This window comes from Streptomyces sp. NPDC048496 (assembly GCF_043200055.1).
GTDB lineage: Bacteria > Actinomycetota > Actinomycetes > Streptomycetales > Streptomycetaceae > Streptomyces.
The window spans coordinates 91,597-107,155 of the sequence record NZ_JBICXB010000005.1; the positions used below are offsets into that span (position 1 = coordinate 91,597).

The following is a 15,559-nucleotide window of genomic DNA, read 5'->3' on the forward strand; positions in this document are numbered from 1 at the left end:
CGCGTCCTTCCGCGAGCTTCGCTCAACTACTCACCTTTGGCGGCATTTTCCCGGTTGAGATAGTTGTAGACGGTGAAGCGGCTGACCCCCAGCGCCCCCGCCACCGTCTCCACACCGTGCCGCACCGAGAAGGCACCCCGTGCCTCCAGGGTCCGCACGACCGACTGTTTTGTCTTACGGTCCAGCTCAGCGAGCGGCATGCCGTGCCGCCGCTCCATGGCTGCCAGGATGTGGTCGAGCGAGTCCGAGAGCTGCGGCAGCCGTACGGCTATGACGTCCTCACCCTCCCAGGTCAGCACCACGTCGTCGATCCGGGCGTCCTCGGGGCCGACCAGCTCGGCGCCCATGGCGTCGACGAGCGGCTTGACCGCGGTGACGAGGGGGTGGTCCGCCGGTTCGGTCACTTCGAGTCCTCCCCGATGACGTTGACCTGGAGCGACACCCGGGTGGCACCGGACTCCAGGGCCTTGCGGAGCAGGGAGTCCACCGCGGTGAGCACCGCGTCGGCGCCGCCCTCCGCCGTATTGCCGAAGGGGCCGACATCCACGGCGTCCAGCTCGGCCGTCTGGATCACCTCGCGGGCCACCACCGCGTGGGCGGGTGCCTCGTCGAGGTCGAAGGGCTCGGTGGTGAACTCCACTCTCAAGCGCACTGTGCCTCCATCATGTGCTCGCCGCGCCCTGGGGCCCGCGGCTCGGCCCCGACCCTAACGGACCGCCAAGGACTTTCGTTTGGCTCAGGCCGGATCAGGGAGCGGCCCGCCGTGGAGCGGCCGGTGTCGCCGTGCACGCTGCCCGCCAGGCAGCCCGGCAGCCGGAGAGCAGCAGGCGGGGCGGACGGCCCGTGGGTGTCCACCCCGCCTTCCGCGTGTCAGGACGAGCCCTGGCCGGCCCGAATTGCGGGCACCCCCTTGACAGTCCGACCAGCCCAGGGGCAATCTTCCGTTCAGCAGAAACTAACTTCCGCAATACGGAAGGAGCGCCTGACCTTCATGGGCTCTCTCGATTCGCAGAAGACTGGGCCGGACCAGCGCTTCGATGTGAACCTTTCGATCCTCTTCACGGAACTCCCGCTCCTCGAGCGCCCCGCCGCCGCTGCCGCGGCGGGCTTCACGGCGGTCGAGCTGTGGTGGCCCTGGATCGAGACCCCCACCCCGCCGCAGAGCGAACTCGACGCCCTCAAGAAGGCGCTCGACGACGCGGGCACGCAGCTGGTGGGGCTGAACTTCTACGCCGGACAGCTGCCTGGCCCCGACCGCGGCGCGCTCTCCGTGCCCGGCCCGGAGTCGGACCGCTTCCGCGCCAATATCGAGGTGGCAGCCGACTTCGCCGCCTCGGTCGGCTGCAAGGCGCTCAACGCGCTGTACGGCAACCGCGTCGACGGCGTGGACCCGGGCGTGCAGGACGAGCTCGCCCTGGAGAACCTGGTCCTGGCCGCCCGCGCGGCCGGCCGGATCGGGGCGGTCGTGCTGATCGAGACCCTGAACGAGCCGGAGTCGCCGCGCTACCCGCTGGTGAGCGCGCCGGCCGGAATCGAGGTCGTCGACAAGGTCAACGCCGCGACGGGGCTCGGCAATGCGAAATTCCTCCTGGACCTGTACCACCTGTCGATGAACGGCGAGGACCTCAGCCAGGTCATCGCCGCGTACGCCGACCGGACCGGTCACGTCCAGATCGCCGACAACCCGGGGCGCGGCGCGCCCGGCACCGGCTCCCTGCCGCTGGAGCAGCTCCTCGACGAGCTGACGAAGGCCGGCTACGACGGCTGGGTCGGTCTGGAGTACAAGCCCGGCGACCGGCCGAGCGCCGAGTCCTTCGCGTGGCTCCCGGCCGAGGCCCGAGCGGCCCGCTGAGGGCGTCGGACTCCCCCTCGTACACACGTTTTCAGGAAGGCACCCCCTCATGAGCAACAACCTCCCCAAGGTTGCGTGGATCGGACTCGGCATCATGGGCTCCCCCATGTCCGAGAACCTGATCAAGGCCGGTTACGACGTCACCGGATACACCCTGGAGCAGGACAAGATCGACCGGCTGGCCGCGGCCGGCGGGCACGGCGCGTGTTCGGTCGCCGAGGCGGTCCGGGACGCCGATGTCGTCATCACGATGGTGCCCGCGTCCCCGCACGTCGAGGCCATCGCGTACGGCCCCGAGGGCATCCTGGCGAACGCGAAGTCGGGCGCCCTGCTGATCGACATGTCCTCGATCACCCCGCAGACCTCCGTCGACCTGGCGAAGAACGCGAAGGAGAAGGACATCCGCGTGCTGGACGCGCCGGTCTCCGGTGGCGAGGCCGGGGCGATCGAAGCCGTGCTGTCGATCATGGTCGGCGGCGAGCAGGCCGACTTCGACGCCGCGCAGCCGATCCTGCAGGCGCTCGGCAAGACCATTGTGCTCTGCGGCCCGCACGGATCCGGCCAGACGGTGAAGGCCGCCAACCAGCTGATCGTCGCGGTCAACATCCAGGCCTGTGCCGAGGCCGTCGTCTTCCTGGAGAAGTCCGGGGTCGATCTCGCCGCCGCGCTCGACGTCCTGGGTGGCGGGCTGGCCGGCTCGACCGTGCTGACCCGGAAGAAGGACAATTTCCTGGGCCGGGACTTCGCGCCGGGCTTCCGGATCGACCTGCACCACAAGGACATGGGCATCGTCACCGACGCCGCCCGTCATGTCGGTGCCGCGCTGCCCGTGGGCGCCGTGGTCGCCCAGCTCATCGCCTCGCTCCGCGCGCAGGGCGACGGCGGCCTGGACCACTCGGCCCTGCTGCGCGCGGTCGAGCGCCTCTCGGGTCGGCCCGTCCAGGCCTGACCGACCGCCCCACAGACTTCCGGATGGCGCCGGCGCTGACACCTGTCCTGTCGCGCCCAGGCGTCGGCGCCATCCGGAACACCCCACTCGCAATTTCAACAAACTGTTGACGTTCGGTTCGGAGCGTACTTACGCTCCTGGAGCCCCCAGGGCGTCGCAGTTCAGCAGCTCCCGTACGGAAGGTCGCCCCGACACCATGACGCAGCGTGTGCTTACGACCGAGTCAGGCGCCCCGGTCGCCGACAACCAGAACTCCGCCACCGCCGGCGTCGGTGGCCCGATCCTCCTCCAGGACCAGCACCTGCTGGAGAAGCTCGCGCGCTTCAACCGGGAGCGCATCCCCGAGCGCGTGGTCCACGCCCGCGGTTCCGGCGCGTACGGCTACTTTGAGGTGACCGACGACGTCACCGGCTTCACCCGGGCCGACTTCCTCTCCGCCGTCGGCAAGCGCACCGAGACGTTCATCCGGTTCTCGACGGTCGCCGACTCGCTCGGCGGCGCCGACGCCGTACGCGACCCGCGCGGCTTCGCCCTCAAGTTCTACACGGGCGAGGGCAATTACGACCTGGTCGGCAACAACACCCCGGTCTTCTTCATCAAGGACCCGATCAAGTTCCCCGACTTCATCCACTCGCAGAAGCGCGACCCGTTCACGGGCCGTCAGGAGCCCGACAACGTATGGGACTTCTGGGCGCACGCCCCCGAGGCGACACACCAGGTGACCTGGCTGATGGGCGACCGGGGCATCCCTGCCTCGTACCGCCACATGAACGGCTACGGCTCGCACACCTACCAGTGGACGAACGCCGAGGGCGAGGCCTTCTTCGTCAAGTACCACTTCAAGACGAACCAGGGCGTACGCTCCCTCTCCAGCGAGCAGGCCGCCGAGCTCGCGGGCAAGGACGGCGCCTCGCACCAGACGGACCTGCTGCAGGCCATCGAGCGGGGCGTGAACCCGTCCTGGACCCTGTACGTACAGGTCATGCCGGCTGCCGAGGCCGCGGACTACCGCTTCAACCCGTTCGACCTCACCAAGGTGTGGCCGCACAGCGACTACCCGCTGCAGCGGGTGGGCCGGCTGGTCCTGGACCGCAACCCGGACAACGTGTTCGCCGAGGTCGAGCAGGCCGCGTTCTCCCCGAACAACTTCGTGCCCGGCATCGGCCCCTCCCCGGACAAGATGCTCCAGGGCCGCCTGTTCGCCTACGCCGACGCGCACCGCTACCGGCTGGGCGTCAACCACACCCAGCTCCCGGTGAACGCCCCGCGGACCGCCGTCGTCGACAACTATGGCCGCGACGGTCTGCACGCCACCCGCAACGGCGCGCGCCACGACAAGAACTACGAGCCCAACTCGTACGCCGGCCCCGCCCAGACCGGCGCGGCACTCTCCGCCCCGCTGGCGATCCATGGCTGGACCGGCACCCACGCGGCGCCCGCCCACGCCAAGGACGACGACTTCTTCCAGGCGGGCGAGCTCTACCGGCTGATGTCCGAGGACGAGAAGGGCCGCCTGGTCGCCAACATCGCCGGAGGCCTCTCCCAGGTCACCCGCGACGACGTGATCGAGAAGAACCTCGCGCACTTCCACGCCGCCGACACCGACTACGGCAAGCGCGTCGAGGAAGCTGTCCGCGCCCTGCGCGAGGACTAGTGTCCCTCCCGGCAGGCTTTGCCGGTCACGGCACCAGGCCCTGTCGCAGGGGTTGTCCGGCGGATCAGGGCCAGACAACCCCCATATCACCGAGACCGCGCAAGGGATGTGACGGGACGTCATACCCCCTGCGCTGTCCGTCCGGTCGGCCCTGAGGGGTGTCCGGCGGGACGGACGCGACCCAGGACCGCGGCGGCGTGCGAGCCAGTGCGGTGGTGAAGGCAGCCGACGGCCGCTCTCGACCTGAGAGAGCGGACCCGGCCGCCCATCGCGCGCCGCCGCGGTCCCGGCTCAACCAGCCTCTCAGCCTGCAGAACTCCGCCCGGCGGCGCGAACGAAACGGTCGCGCCGGCCTCCCGCCGTCGGACGGTCACCACCCCCCCGGGCGGGGGTACGGACGGTCCCGTGCTCCCGCCCTTTCGCATGTACGTCAGTAGCCGGCCGGGCGCACCAGGCCCGTCTCGTAGGCGAAGACCGCGGCCTGCGTCCGGTCGCGCAGCCCCAGTTTGGCCAGGATCCGGCTCACATGGGTCTTCGCGGTCTGCTCGGCCACCACCAGCAACTGGGCTATCTCCGCGTTCGACAGACCCTGCGCGATCAGGGACAGCACCTCTGTCTCGCGTTCGGTCAGTTGGCCGACGCGGTCCTTCAGCGGCGCCCGGGGGGTGGCGGTCATCCGGGAGAACTCGGCGATCAGCCGCTTGGTTATGTTCGGGGCGAGCAGCGCGTCACCGGACGCCACCACCCTTACCGCATGGGCCAGTTCCTCGATCGATGCATCCTTGAGGAGAAAGCCGGACGCGCCCGCGCGGAGCGCCTCGTACACGTACTCGTCGAGATCGAAGGTGGTCAGGATGAGTACCTTGATCCGGGCGCCGGGCGGTGACGTGATGCGGCGGGTCGCCTCGATGCCGCCGAGCACGGGCATCCTGACGTCCATCAGTACGACGTCCGGGGCGAGTTCGGCAACCTTGGCGACGGCGTCGAGGCCGTCCACCGCCTGACCGACGACCTCGATGCCGGGTTCGGCGTCGAGCAGCACCGTGAAGCCTTGACGAACCATCATCTGGTCGTCGGCGATGAGTACGCGAATGGTCGTCACGGGGTGTCCTCGGCAGATTCGGTGGCCAGGGCAGGGGCGCCCACCGGCAGGATAGCCGTGACCTCGTAACCGCCGTCCGGTGTCGCCCCGGCCGCGAGTTCGCCGCCCAGCATGGCGGTGCGTTCGCGCATCCCCAGCAGCCCGTGCCCCATGGACTGTGAGGGCGCGGCCGGCCCGTCGGGCGCGGTGTTGGTGATCCGGACGGTCAGCCCGGCCGTCCCGTAGGCCGTCTCCACCCGCACCTGTGCGCCGGGGGCATGCCTCATCGCATTGCTGAGCGCCTCCTGGACGATCCGGAAGGCCGACAACTCGACACCGGGCGGCAGCACGCGCGGCGCACCGGTGGTGGCGGTGGTGACCGTGAGCCCGGCGCCGCGCACATTGGCGACCAGTTCGTCGAGCCGGTCGAGTGTGGGCTGCGGGGTGTGCCTCGCCCCTTGCGACAGGGCGTCCTCGGAGCGGAGTACGCCGAGCACATGGCGCAGTTCGGTGAGTGCCTCGACGGCATTCTGCCGGATGCCCGCGAGGTTCTCCCGGAGCTCGTCGGACGGGTTCTCGACCAGGTGCGGGGCGACCTGCGCCTGGATGGAGATCACCGACATGTGGTGGGCGACCACGTCGTGCAGCTCGCGGGCGATGCGGTTGCGCTCCTCCAGGAGGGTGCGCCGGGCCCGCTCCCCGGCGGTGAGCTCCTCCTGGACGACGAGCTGGGTGCGGGCCACCCGCAGGCCGCGCAGCGCGGCGCCGAGTACCACGGCGGCGATCAGGACCGGAGTGGAGCGATCGATGTCGTAGTTGTGCGGCGTGGTGGTGAAGAGGGCGCAGGCCAGTCCGGCGAGGAGAGTGATCACCACCGCCCCGGCCGCGCGGCGGGGCAGGACCCGCAGCGCCAGAAGGAAGAGCACCCCGCACTGGAGCGCGAGCCCGGAAACGCTCCATGGGAACAACTGGTCCCCGCTCATATCGGGCTCGTTGAGCCGCACGGTGACGACCATGAGGACGGTCGACGCCCACCAGGCCGACACCGGGCGAAACATCGCGGCGACGAGCGCCGCTCCCTGGGCGATGCCCAGCAGCACCACGTACCGGGGGATGCCGCCGCCGTCGACCGGACTCAGCTCGTTCACATGGAACACGGTGAGGAAGGTCGCGCAGATGACCAGCAGCATCGCGAACACCGGCCGCCAGACCGGCCATCCGGGCCGGCCCATGTCCGGCAGCGGGTCGGCGGGCGTCGTCAGATCCTCGAACAGGACACGCGGCGCCCTCCGCAGGGCAGCCTTCAACCGCTCCTTGTCCCCCACTGATTTCCACGTCATCCGGACCACCTTAGACACGGTGCATCACCGAGGTCCTGGTGGGACGGTTCTCGCGGACGATCCGCCCCTTCCCACGTCGCGGCCGCCCCTCCTCGTACTTACGGAACGCCGCCCAGCAGACCAGCAGCGCCACGGCGAACGCCGGCAGCCACGCCAGACGGGCGAGCACCCAGCCCGAATCCCTGGGCACGGTATGCAGTCCGGGCAGTGCCTCTCCCGCGAGCAGACCGATGGCGGTGACCGCCATCATCGCGGTCTGGTGCCAGAGGAAGACCGTCATCGCGGAGAGGTTGACCAGCGCCACCGCCGCCCACGCCGCGGGGCGGCGCAGGACCCGCCGCAGCGGGCCGAGCAGCAGCCGGGCCGCGCCGCACTGGGCGAGACCGAAGGTGACGGCCGCGAGGGTGGGCGGGTCGAGGTTGGAGATCCTGCTGCCCGGCACCCCGACCATGGATGCGGGGTAGCCGGCCCACAGAACGAGTCCGGCGGTGGCCGCGGCGCCGACCAGCAGCAGCGCCCATCCGGTGGCCCGGCTCTGCAGGCCGCCGCGGGCCCAGGTCGCGCCCAGGCAGTACGGGACCAGCCAGCCGGCCGCCACATTGATCCATCCGAGCCAGGCAGGCCCGTCCAGTCCGAACCGGATCAGGTCGACATGAAGCACGACGGCGAGCGGCCAGAGCGGATGGAGCCTGGAGACCAGCGGGGTGACCGCGGTCAGTGCCGTGAAGACGAGCAGGAACCAGAGCGGCGACAGCACCAGCTTGAGCAGCGCGTGCACGGTCTCCGTGCCCACCCCGGAGGCGAGCAGCGTGCCCGCTATCACGGTCCACACCACCAGCACGGCGGCGACCGGCCGGAACAGCCGGAGCGTCCGGGCGCCGAGCCACTGCCCGTACGTGGTACCGCGGTCGCGGGCGGAGGCGTAGCTCTTCGCGGCCATCTGTCCGCCGACGAGGAAGAAGACCGCGAGGGTCTGGAACAGCCAGGAGACCGGGATCAGTTCGGGCATGTGCTGGAGGGGGCTGGCGGCGCGCACCGTGCCGGTGTCGGCGATCAGTGCGGTGACCAGCCAGTGGCCGAGCACCACGCCCAGGATGGCGAGGGCGCGCAGGGCGTCCACGGCCCGGTCGCGGTCGGGCGGGGTGGCGGCGTCGATCCGCCGGACGAGTTCACGCATGGCGGCCCTCCTCAGCAGGGGTCCGGCCGGAGACGATCCGGGCAAGGTTCGTCAGGGACAAGGAGCCGGGCTTCAGGTAGTCGCAGTGGCCGCCGTCGCCAGCCGCGAAGTGCCGGGCACCGAACCCGGGCGAGACCGGGTCGGTCCCGAACCCGAGAGTGACGAACGGAAGTCGGAGCTGTTCGTGCGGTACGTCGGCGATCCAGTCGCTGCCGCCCCGGCCCGCCCAGACGGTGGCCGGGGTGTGCAGCGCGGCGACGCTTCGCGCGCCGGTGCCGGGGCTGCCGTACAGGACGATGTTCGCAACCTCCAGCCCGGACGCGGCCTCGGCACAGACGACGGATCCGTAGGAGTGACAGAGCAGCGTGATCCGGGCGGACGGTTTGGACGTCTTCAACTCGTCAAGGAATGCGCGTAGTTCGGGGGCGGCATGCTCGGCCAGGCCGGGCGTCACCGCTTCCGGGCTCACCGTGGCCGGCGTTGCGTACCCGAGCCAGCCGATGACCGCCGATCCCTCGCCGAGCTCCCGCTGGAGCGCGACACCACCGGCCCTCAGTCGCCAGTACTTGTCGAAACTGATACCCGCGCCCGGAACCAGCACGGCGATCCGGCGTGCCGTGGACAGATCACCGAAGGCCTCGACACCGCGTCCGCCGTCGCGGCCGTCGAAGGAGAGGAAGTGGCGTGCCGGGTCGGCCAGTTCGCGCAGCGCGGCGGCCCTCTTCCGGTCGCCGTGGCCGGTGGCCATCCGTTCGGCCGCCCGGATGGAACCGCGGTTGACGGCGTACCGCTCGTCCAGAGCGGCGGGGGTCGCGCGCAGCGGGGCGAGGGCGGCGGGGGCGGGCGCCGGGACGGCGGAGGGGCGGGCCGCACCCGAGACGGGCACGGCGACCGCGGCGATGACGAGAGCTGCGAGGAGGGTACGGGCGCCGCGCGGGCTCGTGAAGAGGCGGCGCGTGCGGGGGCGGCTCCTGGGCTGGCGGGGCGCCATAAGTGGATGGTCCTTCCGTACCGGATGTCCGTCGTGCTTCCGGTACAGAAGTTAGGGAGCGGACCGTGTCGTCGGCGTCCACCCGTGGAGGGCACCTTCCGCGTAGCTCTGAAGTACTACGGGTAGGGGCGTCGGCCGTGTTCGGCCTGGCCGGGACGGGCAGGTGGGGGCGGATCACCGGGTTCCGGTGATCCGCCCCCACCTGGGAGACGTACCGAGAAGTGGTGCGTCAGCTCGCGACGAGCGGGCGGATCGCCGTCGGGGCGTGACCCGGCTCGGTGGCAATGTCCTCCCACTCGTTGACGGCGTCGATCCCGGCGCCACTCATCGAGATGTTGGTGATGCGCTCCAGGATCGCCTCGACGACCACCGGGACGCGGAATTCGGCGGCCAGCTTCTTGGCCTCCTCGAACGCGGGCAGCAGCCGGTCCGGCTCGGTGACCCGGATCGCCTTGCAGCCCAGCCCCTCGACGACCTTGACGTGGTCGACGCCGTAGACGCCCAGTTCCGGGGAGTTGATGTTCTCGAACTCCAGGTTGACCTGGAAGTTGATGTCCAGGTTGCGCTGCGCCTGGCGGATCAGCCCCAGGTAGGAGTTGTTCACCAGGACATGGACGTACGGGATGTTGTGCTGCGCACCGACGGCCAGTTCCTCCAGCATGAACTGGAAGTCGTAGTCCCCGGAGAGCGCGACGACCTGGCCCTCGGGGTCGGCGGTGGCGACACCCAGCGCGGCCGGGATGGTCCAGCCGAGCGGGCCGGCCTGGCCGCAGTTGATCCAGTGGCGTGGCCGGTAGACGTGCAGCATCTGCGCGCCGGCGATCTGGGAAAGGCCGATCGTGGTGACGTAGCGGGTCTCCGGTCCGAAGGCCCGGTTCATCTCCTCGTACACCCGCTGCGGCTTCAGCGGCACTTGGTCGAAGTGGGTGCGGCGCTGCAGCTTCGCCCTGCGCTCCTGGGTGGAGGCGGCCCAGGCGCTGCGGTCCGGCAGCTTGCCTGCGGCCTTGAGCTCCTTGGCCACCTCGACGAAGAGTTCCAGCGCGGCCCTGGCGTCCGAGGCGATACCGAGGTCCGGCGGGAAGATCTTGCCGAGCTGAGTGGGCTCGATGTCGACATGGACGAACTTCCGGCCCTCGGTGTAGACGGCCAGGTCGCCGGTGTGGCGGTTGGCCCAGCGGTTGCCGATGCCGAGCACGAAGTCCGACGCCAGGAAGTTCGCGTTGCCGTAGCGGTGCGACGTCTGGAGCCCGACCATCCCGGCGTTGAGCTCGTGGTCGTCGGCAAGGATGCCCCAGCCCATCAGCGTCGGGATGACCGGAGTGCCGGTCAGCTCGGCGAACTCGACGAGGAGTTCGGAGGCGTCGGCGTTGATGACGCCGCCACCGGCGACGATCACCGGGCGCTCGGCGGCGAGCAGGAAACCGATCGCCTTCTCGATCTGGGCACGAGACGCGGCCGGCTTGTAGACGGGCAGCGGCTGGTACGTCTCCGGGTCGAACTCGATCTCGGTCAGCTGGATGTCGATGGGCAGGTCGATGAGGACCGGACCCGGGCGGCCCGAGCGCATCAGGTGGAAGGCCTGCTGGAAGACGCCGGGCACCTGCGCGGCCTCCAGGACGGTCGTCGCGGCCTTGGTCACCGGCTTGGCGATCGACGCGATGTCGACGGCCTGGAAGTCCTCCTTGTGGAGCTTGGCCACCGGCGCCTGGCCAGTGATGCAGAGAATCGGGATGGAGTCGGCGATCGCCGAGTAGAGCCCGGTGATCATGTCCGTGCCGGCAGGTCCCGACGTACCGATGCAGACGCCGATGTTGCCGGCCCTGCTCCGGGTGTAGCCCTCGGCCATGTGGGACGCGCCCTCGACATGGCGGGCCAGGGTGTGGTCGATGCCACCGCCGGCCTTGAGCGCCGCGTAGAAGGGATTGATCGCCGCTCCCGGCACGCCGAACGCGTGGCTGACGCCTTCCAGCTTGAGGATCTCAACTGCCGCTCGGGCAGCGGTCATTCGAGGCATTTGAGTACTCCTGCTCGGACCTGGTGGAGTCGGGCTCCGTCGCGCCACCTGAGAGCACCAATTCCGCATTACGGAAGAAAATTTCTGCTATACGGAAGCAATCTAAGCGGCGGCCCGTCGGCCGTCAAGAGAGGGCACCGGTCCGCTGCCACGCGGTGCCGGAAGAGCCGCGAATCCTCCAAGTCACTCCCCCCGCGCCCCACTCGTGGTGGAGCATGGGGGCACGAGGCGCGGTCGGACGGTGACGGCCACGGAGTGCCGACGCGCCCGAAGACAGGCACCGGGGGCGGCAGCGGTGCCGGAGGGAGGCCATGGTGGAGTCCGTGCCGGTACGCTGTCCGGCCTGCCGCCGCGAGCACGCGTACCTCATACCGGTCTACCCGTGCCCGTGCGGGTCCCCCACCGCCGCCCCGATGCGGCGCGGCGCCGCGCCCGAGCCGATCACGCACCGCACCTGGATCGACGAGTGGGTGACCGTGCGCTGCCGCGCCTGCGGGCGTCACGATCAGTGGCCGCAGCCGGAGCTGTGCTGCCCGTGCGGGACGGTGCTGCGGATCCCGGTCAGACCGGTCACGGCGGCCGGCGCCGACCCGGCGGACGGAGTCCGGCCGTCCCACATCCCGCTGCCGCGTACGGCTCCCGCGCCCCGCCCGTCGTTCCGGCCGATGACGATCCGCACCGGCCGCGACGCGGTCACCGCCGCCGCGATGTTTCTGCGGTGGCTGGGCTACCGCGATGTCGACATGCCGGCGAAGCGGCCCTCGTCCCGGATCGATCTGCGCGCCGCCGGACTGATCGCCCAGGTCGACTCGACCACCCGGCCGAGCACCCTGCGCGACGTCGAATGTCTCTGGCTGAACGCCCTCAACGCATCGGTGACCGGTGTCTTCTTCTCGCTGGCGGGGTATGCGCAAGACGCCAGTGCGCGCGCCGACGGGCTCGGTATCCCGCTCTTCGTGATGGACCTCACCGGGACCCCGCAGCCGGTGAACGGTCCGGCGGACGAGCTACTCTCCACGGGGGCCTGAGGGTGTCCGCAGATCAAGGTAGCTGGAACACGCTGCTGCGGACGCGGCGGCCGGGTCAAAGCTGCACGATGACCAGGGCGGTGTCGTCGGTGACGCCGCCGAGCGGGAGCAGGTCGGCCAGCAGGGCGTCCGCGAGGGTTTCGGGGTCGGCTGTCCGGTGGCCGGCCAGGGAGCGGGCGAGCCGTGCGAGACCGGTGTCGATGTCCTCGCGGCGGCGCTCGATCAGGCCGTCGGTGTACAGCACGAGGACGGACCCCTCGGTGAAGGGCGCCCTTGCCTGGGGCCGGGGAGCGGGTTCGGGGCGGGCGCCGAGCGGGGGGTCGGTGGCCCGGTCCAGGAACTCGACGGTGCCGTCCCCGTGCCGGAGGGCCGGCGGAAGGTGGCCCGCGCTGCTGTAGGTGATGGTGTGGGTGTTCCAGTCGATGAACGTGTTGGCCACCGTGGTGTTCTCGGCGCCGTCGACCGAGCGGGCGTACAGCCCGAGGGCTTCCAGGGCACGGGCGGGGCCTTCGGTGACGCGGGAGGCGGCGCTGAGCGCGCTGCGCAGTTGCCCCATCACCTGGGCCGCAGGCAGGCCGTGGCCGACGACGTCGCCGACGGCGACCGCGATGCGGTCGCCGGGCAGTTCCACCAGGTCGTACCAGTCACCGCACACGTCCAGCGCGTCGATGGCGGGCCGGTAGCGTGCGGCCGCCGGGTGGCGCCCGACCCGGCGGAGGGCGGGCAGCATCGCCTCCTGCAGGCTCAGCGCCACCACGCGAGCGCGGATGAGTTCGGTGACCTCCTCCACGCGGTGCATCAGCAGCGTCACCCGCCCGTCCGAACCGAGGACGGGAATGTTGATCATGGTCCAGTAGCGCTCGCCCAGCACCCCGGGCCGGTCGGAATCCCCCATGTCGTAGCGCTGCAGCTCCATGGTGTCGCGCTCACCGGTTTCCGTCGCCCGCCGCAGTGACGCCTCGATGTTGCGCACCACGGCCGCGCCGGGGTCGGTCGGTCTGTGGACAAAATCGTCGCGCAGGTAGCGGCCGATGACTTGGCTGCGGGTGCGGCCCATCACACGCAAGAACTCTTCGTTGACGTCCGCGTAGACCAGCTGCGGGGTCAGCAGCGCCACCGCACCGGGCAGGGCCTGGAACACCGCTGCGTAATCGATCTCCGGTTCCGTCACGTCTGCCCCGCCTCGACGCCGCCGCTGGTCTGTCTCTTCACGATAGGCACGGCAGGCCGAGGCAGCGGTACTCCTCTTCCCGTGGAGCTGGGCAGGTCACACGGTTGGCCCTCGGCGGCTGCCCGCGAAGGCGGGGAGAGCCGGATCAGCAGCGTGGCAGGCGCGTCACGGAGGAGCAGCCGGTACCCCGTCGCCCGCGGCGCCCCGCCGGCCGCCCGACGGATCGATGCGTGCGACCCGCGGCGTGCCGGATCTTCGCGCTGTCCGTTGCCCACCGTCCACGACCGAACGTGGCTGGGTCCCCCGAAGGAGAACCCAGCCACACGGTGTCAACGCCTGCCCCACGGACCTCCGCGAGGACTCAGAGGTTGTTGGGCTCCCAGACGGGCAGCCAGACGTCGTTGGTCGCACCCTGGGCAACGCAGTCGTACTGGATGAGGGGGCGTCCGACGCCTACTCCCCCAGCGACGTTGAGGCACTTGTTGCTGGACTTGGCGACGATCTGGTAACCGATGCCCTTGGGCACGAGCCTCCACCGTTCATTGTCGGCGTGGCCGCAGGTGTACTGGATGATCTGGGCTCCGTTGGCGTTACCGCCGCCGTTGACGTTGAGGCATTTGCCGCTGCTGACGGACCTGAACCGGTAGTAGGCGCCCCCGACCGCATTCGCTTCCCAGCGCTCGTTGGTCGTACCGGACCACGGGTACTGGATGATCGGGACGCCGTTGCCCTGGGCCGCTCCCTGTACGTTGGCGACCTGGCCCGGATCGGCTGCCAGCCTCAGGGTCAGCCGCTTGGCGACGACGGACCGTGGGGCCGCCCCCGCGGAGTCGCTGGCGGCGGCCGGGCTGAATGAGCCCGGCATCAGCGCGGCACTGATCGCGACGGCTCCCAGGCCCACAGTCCACCGCTTGCAAGTTTTCACGTTCATTTCTCCGATCCCGCTGCTGCACACACCAACCCCTATGTCGCCGTGTGCAATCAGCTCGCTACACAAGGTAGCCAATCGGCTGCATGCGCCACAGATGACATTGGGGTCGCGCGGGAATCGACAAACGCCTCCACACGCCCCCTGAGTACCAGCGGCATCACCCTTGGCGGGCGTTTGTTGTGCTTGCCGGCCCGCCAAGGAGCCCTACGCGGTCCGGCCCGTCCACGACGGAACCGGGCCGCGCGAGGCCGAGCCCGATTCCCGTATCCGCCTCCGGCCCCGTCTCCGTCTCCGTCTCCGGCTCCACCACGAAGACCCGGCATTCCAATTCCGCGACCCTGACGTCCGTCGCCCGCTTCCGCTGATGCGCCGTGCGCGGCAGGCGTGGCGTGTACCGGGCCGGGCGGACAGCAGGCGACGTGGGGGACAGTGCTCGAACGGGCGCCCGCGAGTCGGCAATCCGGCGCCCCTGCCCCCGCGCACCGGCCGCCGACGCCATACTGGCGGCATGCGTATCCGTCCCGCCCGCCGCTCCGATCTCCCGCTGCTCCAGGACATCGAACGCGCCGCCGGCGAACCGTTCCGCACCCTCGGTATGTCCGCCGTCTCGGACGACGACCCGCCACCCCTCGACCTGCTGGACGACTACCGCAGGGCCGGTCGCGCCTGGGTGGCCGCCGAATCCGACGACCGCCCCGTCGGCTACCTGATCGCCGACGAGGTCGACGGCGCGGCCCATGTCGAGCAGGTCTCGGTCCATCCGTCCGCCGCCCGGCGCGGCGTGGGCCGCGCGCTCATCGACCACCTGGCCGGCTGGGCGGGCGACCGGCGGCTCGCCGCCCTCACTCTGACGACGTTCTCCCATGTCCCGTGGAACGCGCCGTACTACACGCGCCTCGGCTTCCGCACGCTCGCGGAGGCCGAACTCACCGACGGGCTGCGGAAGATCAGGGCGGAGGAGGCGGAACACGGCCTGGACCGCTGGCCGAGGGTCTGCATGCGACGCGAACTCTGACCGGGCGTCAACCCCCTGACACCGGAGCGGAACCGGTCGGCGACAGCGAGTGCAATCGGTCACGTTCGCGTCTGGGGGCCACAATTGTTCGGGCTGTGTCAGTGGGCGGCCGTAAGATAGCGCCCATGTTCTTAACTCCACGACGCTCCCCGTCTTCCGACCCGCTGCACGCCGCACAGCCGACGCACCCGTCCGCCGTCGAGGCGAACGAGGCGATCCGTGCGCTGGTGGACGCGCGAGCCGGGCAGGACTGGTCGTCCGTGGAGTCCGCGGCGTACGAGGTACTGCTCATCGAGTGGGCGGCGGCAACCCGCGGCGCCGCCGGCGACATCATCGAAGCCGCCTGACCGCGCCCC

General features: G+C 70.5%; 15 protein-coding genes. 6 read left to right on the plus strand and 9 right to left on the minus strand.

Annotation, left to right across the window (positions count from 1 at the left end):
• Nucleotides 1-26: 26 nt before the first annotated feature.
• Nucleotides 27-404, minus strand: a complete 378-nt coding sequence (locus tag ACGFSA_RS07820; RefSeq protein WP_393301206.1) for a helix-turn-helix domain-containing protein — start codon at nt 402-404, stop codon at nt 27-29.
• Nucleotides 401-652, minus strand: coding sequence for a hypothetical protein (locus ACGFSA_RS07825; protein ID WP_037692010.1), 252 nt, complete (start codon nt 650-652; stop codon nt 401-403). The genes ACGFSA_RS07820 and ACGFSA_RS07825 overlap by 4 nt, the downstream gene beginning before the upstream one ends.
• Nucleotides 653-991: 339 nt before the next feature.
• Here ACGFSA_RS07825 and ACGFSA_RS07830 point away from each other — a divergent pair, with 339 nt between their 5' ends.
• The 3 genes from ACGFSA_RS07830 (at nt 992) to ACGFSA_RS07840 (ending at nt 4,455) form a co-directional block, all read left to right on the plus strand.
• A complete protein-coding gene (locus tag ACGFSA_RS07830; protein WP_393301210.1) occupies nt 992-1,852 on the plus strand; it encodes a TIM barrel protein in 861 nt (286 codons plus the stop codon).
• A 49-nt stretch (nt 1,853-1,901) separates the two neighbouring features.
• Entirely contained in the window at nt 1,902-2,801 is a 900-nt protein-coding gene (locus tag ACGFSA_RS07835; RefSeq protein WP_393301213.1) for a 2-hydroxy-3-oxopropionate reductase, read from the plus strand.
• Nucleotides 2,802-2,997: 196 nt separating this feature from the next.
• A complete protein-coding gene (locus ACGFSA_RS07840; RefSeq protein WP_393301216.1) occupies nt 2,998-4,455 on the plus strand; it encodes a catalase in 1,458 nt (485 codons plus the stop codon).
• Nucleotides 4,456-4,885: 430 nt separating this feature from the next.
• Here the strand turns inward: ACGFSA_RS07840 and ACGFSA_RS07845 are convergent, their stop codons facing one another.
• The 5 genes from ACGFSA_RS07845 to gcl all read right to left on the minus strand — a co-directional run bounded on the left by ACGFSA_RS07845 (nt 4,886) and on the right by gcl (nt 11,058).
• A complete protein-coding gene (locus ACGFSA_RS07845) occupies nt 4,886-5,557 on the minus strand; it encodes a response regulator (protein WP_393301219.1) in 672 nt (223 codons plus the stop codon).
• Nucleotides 5,554-6,876, minus strand: a complete 1,323-nt coding sequence (locus ACGFSA_RS07850) for a sensor histidine kinase (RefSeq protein WP_393301222.1) — start codon at nt 6,874-6,876, stop codon at nt 5,554-5,556. Before ACGFSA_RS07850 ends, ACGFSA_RS07845 begins: the two co-directional genes overlap by 4 nt.
• Nucleotides 6,877-6,886: 10 nt before the next feature.
• Nucleotides 6,887-8,053, minus strand: coding sequence for an acyltransferase (locus ACGFSA_RS07855; protein WP_393301225.1), 1,167 nt, complete (start codon nt 8,051-8,053; stop codon nt 6,887-6,889).
• Nucleotides 8,046-9,044 (minus strand): alpha/beta hydrolase, encoded by a 999-nt coding sequence (locus tag ACGFSA_RS07860; protein ID WP_393301229.1) that lies wholly within the window; start codon nt 9,042-9,044, stop codon nt 8,046-8,048. The genes ACGFSA_RS07855 and ACGFSA_RS07860 overlap by 8 nt, the downstream gene beginning before the upstream one ends.
• Before the next feature lie 229 nt (nt 9,045-9,273).
• A complete protein-coding gene (gcl, locus tag ACGFSA_RS07865; protein ID WP_393301231.1) occupies nt 9,274-11,058 on the minus strand; it encodes a glyoxylate carboligase in 1,785 nt (594 codons plus the stop codon).
• A 314-nt stretch (nt 11,059-11,372) separates the two neighbouring features.
• Between gcl and ACGFSA_RS07870 the strand changes: the two genes are divergently transcribed.
• Nucleotides 11,373-12,086 carry a hypothetical protein gene (locus ACGFSA_RS07870; protein ID WP_393301613.1) on the plus strand — a complete coding sequence of 238 codons (714 nt, stop codon included), beginning with the start codon at nt 11,373-11,375 and terminating at the stop codon, nt 12,084-12,086.
• A gap of 55 nt (nt 12,087-12,141) precedes the next feature.
• Here ACGFSA_RS07870 and ACGFSA_RS07875 read toward each other — a convergent pair whose 3' ends face one another.
• Both ACGFSA_RS07875 and ACGFSA_RS07880 read right to left on the minus strand, forming a co-directional pair.
• Nucleotides 12,142-13,257, minus strand: a complete 1,116-nt coding sequence (locus tag ACGFSA_RS07875; protein WP_393301234.1) for a PP2C family protein-serine/threonine phosphatase — start codon at nt 13,255-13,257, stop codon at nt 12,142-12,144.
• A 361-nt stretch (nt 13,258-13,618) separates the two neighbouring features.
• Nucleotides 13,619-14,188, minus strand: coding sequence for an RICIN domain-containing protein (locus tag ACGFSA_RS07880; RefSeq protein WP_393301237.1), 570 nt, complete (start codon nt 14,186-14,188; stop codon nt 13,619-13,621).
• 508 nt (nt 14,189-14,696) lie between these two features.
• Here ACGFSA_RS07880 and ACGFSA_RS07885 point away from each other — a divergent pair.
• Nucleotides 14,697-15,203: a GNAT family N-acetyltransferase gene (locus ACGFSA_RS07885; RefSeq protein ID WP_393301240.1), complete on the plus strand. Its 507-nt coding sequence runs from the start codon at nt 14,697-14,699 to the stop codon at nt 15,201-15,203.
• 125 nt (nt 15,204-15,328) lie between these two features.
• Entirely contained in the window at nt 15,329-15,550 is a 222-nt protein-coding gene (locus ACGFSA_RS07890; protein WP_393301243.1) for a hypothetical protein, read from the plus strand.
• Nucleotides 15,551-15,559 lie beyond the last annotated feature (9 nt).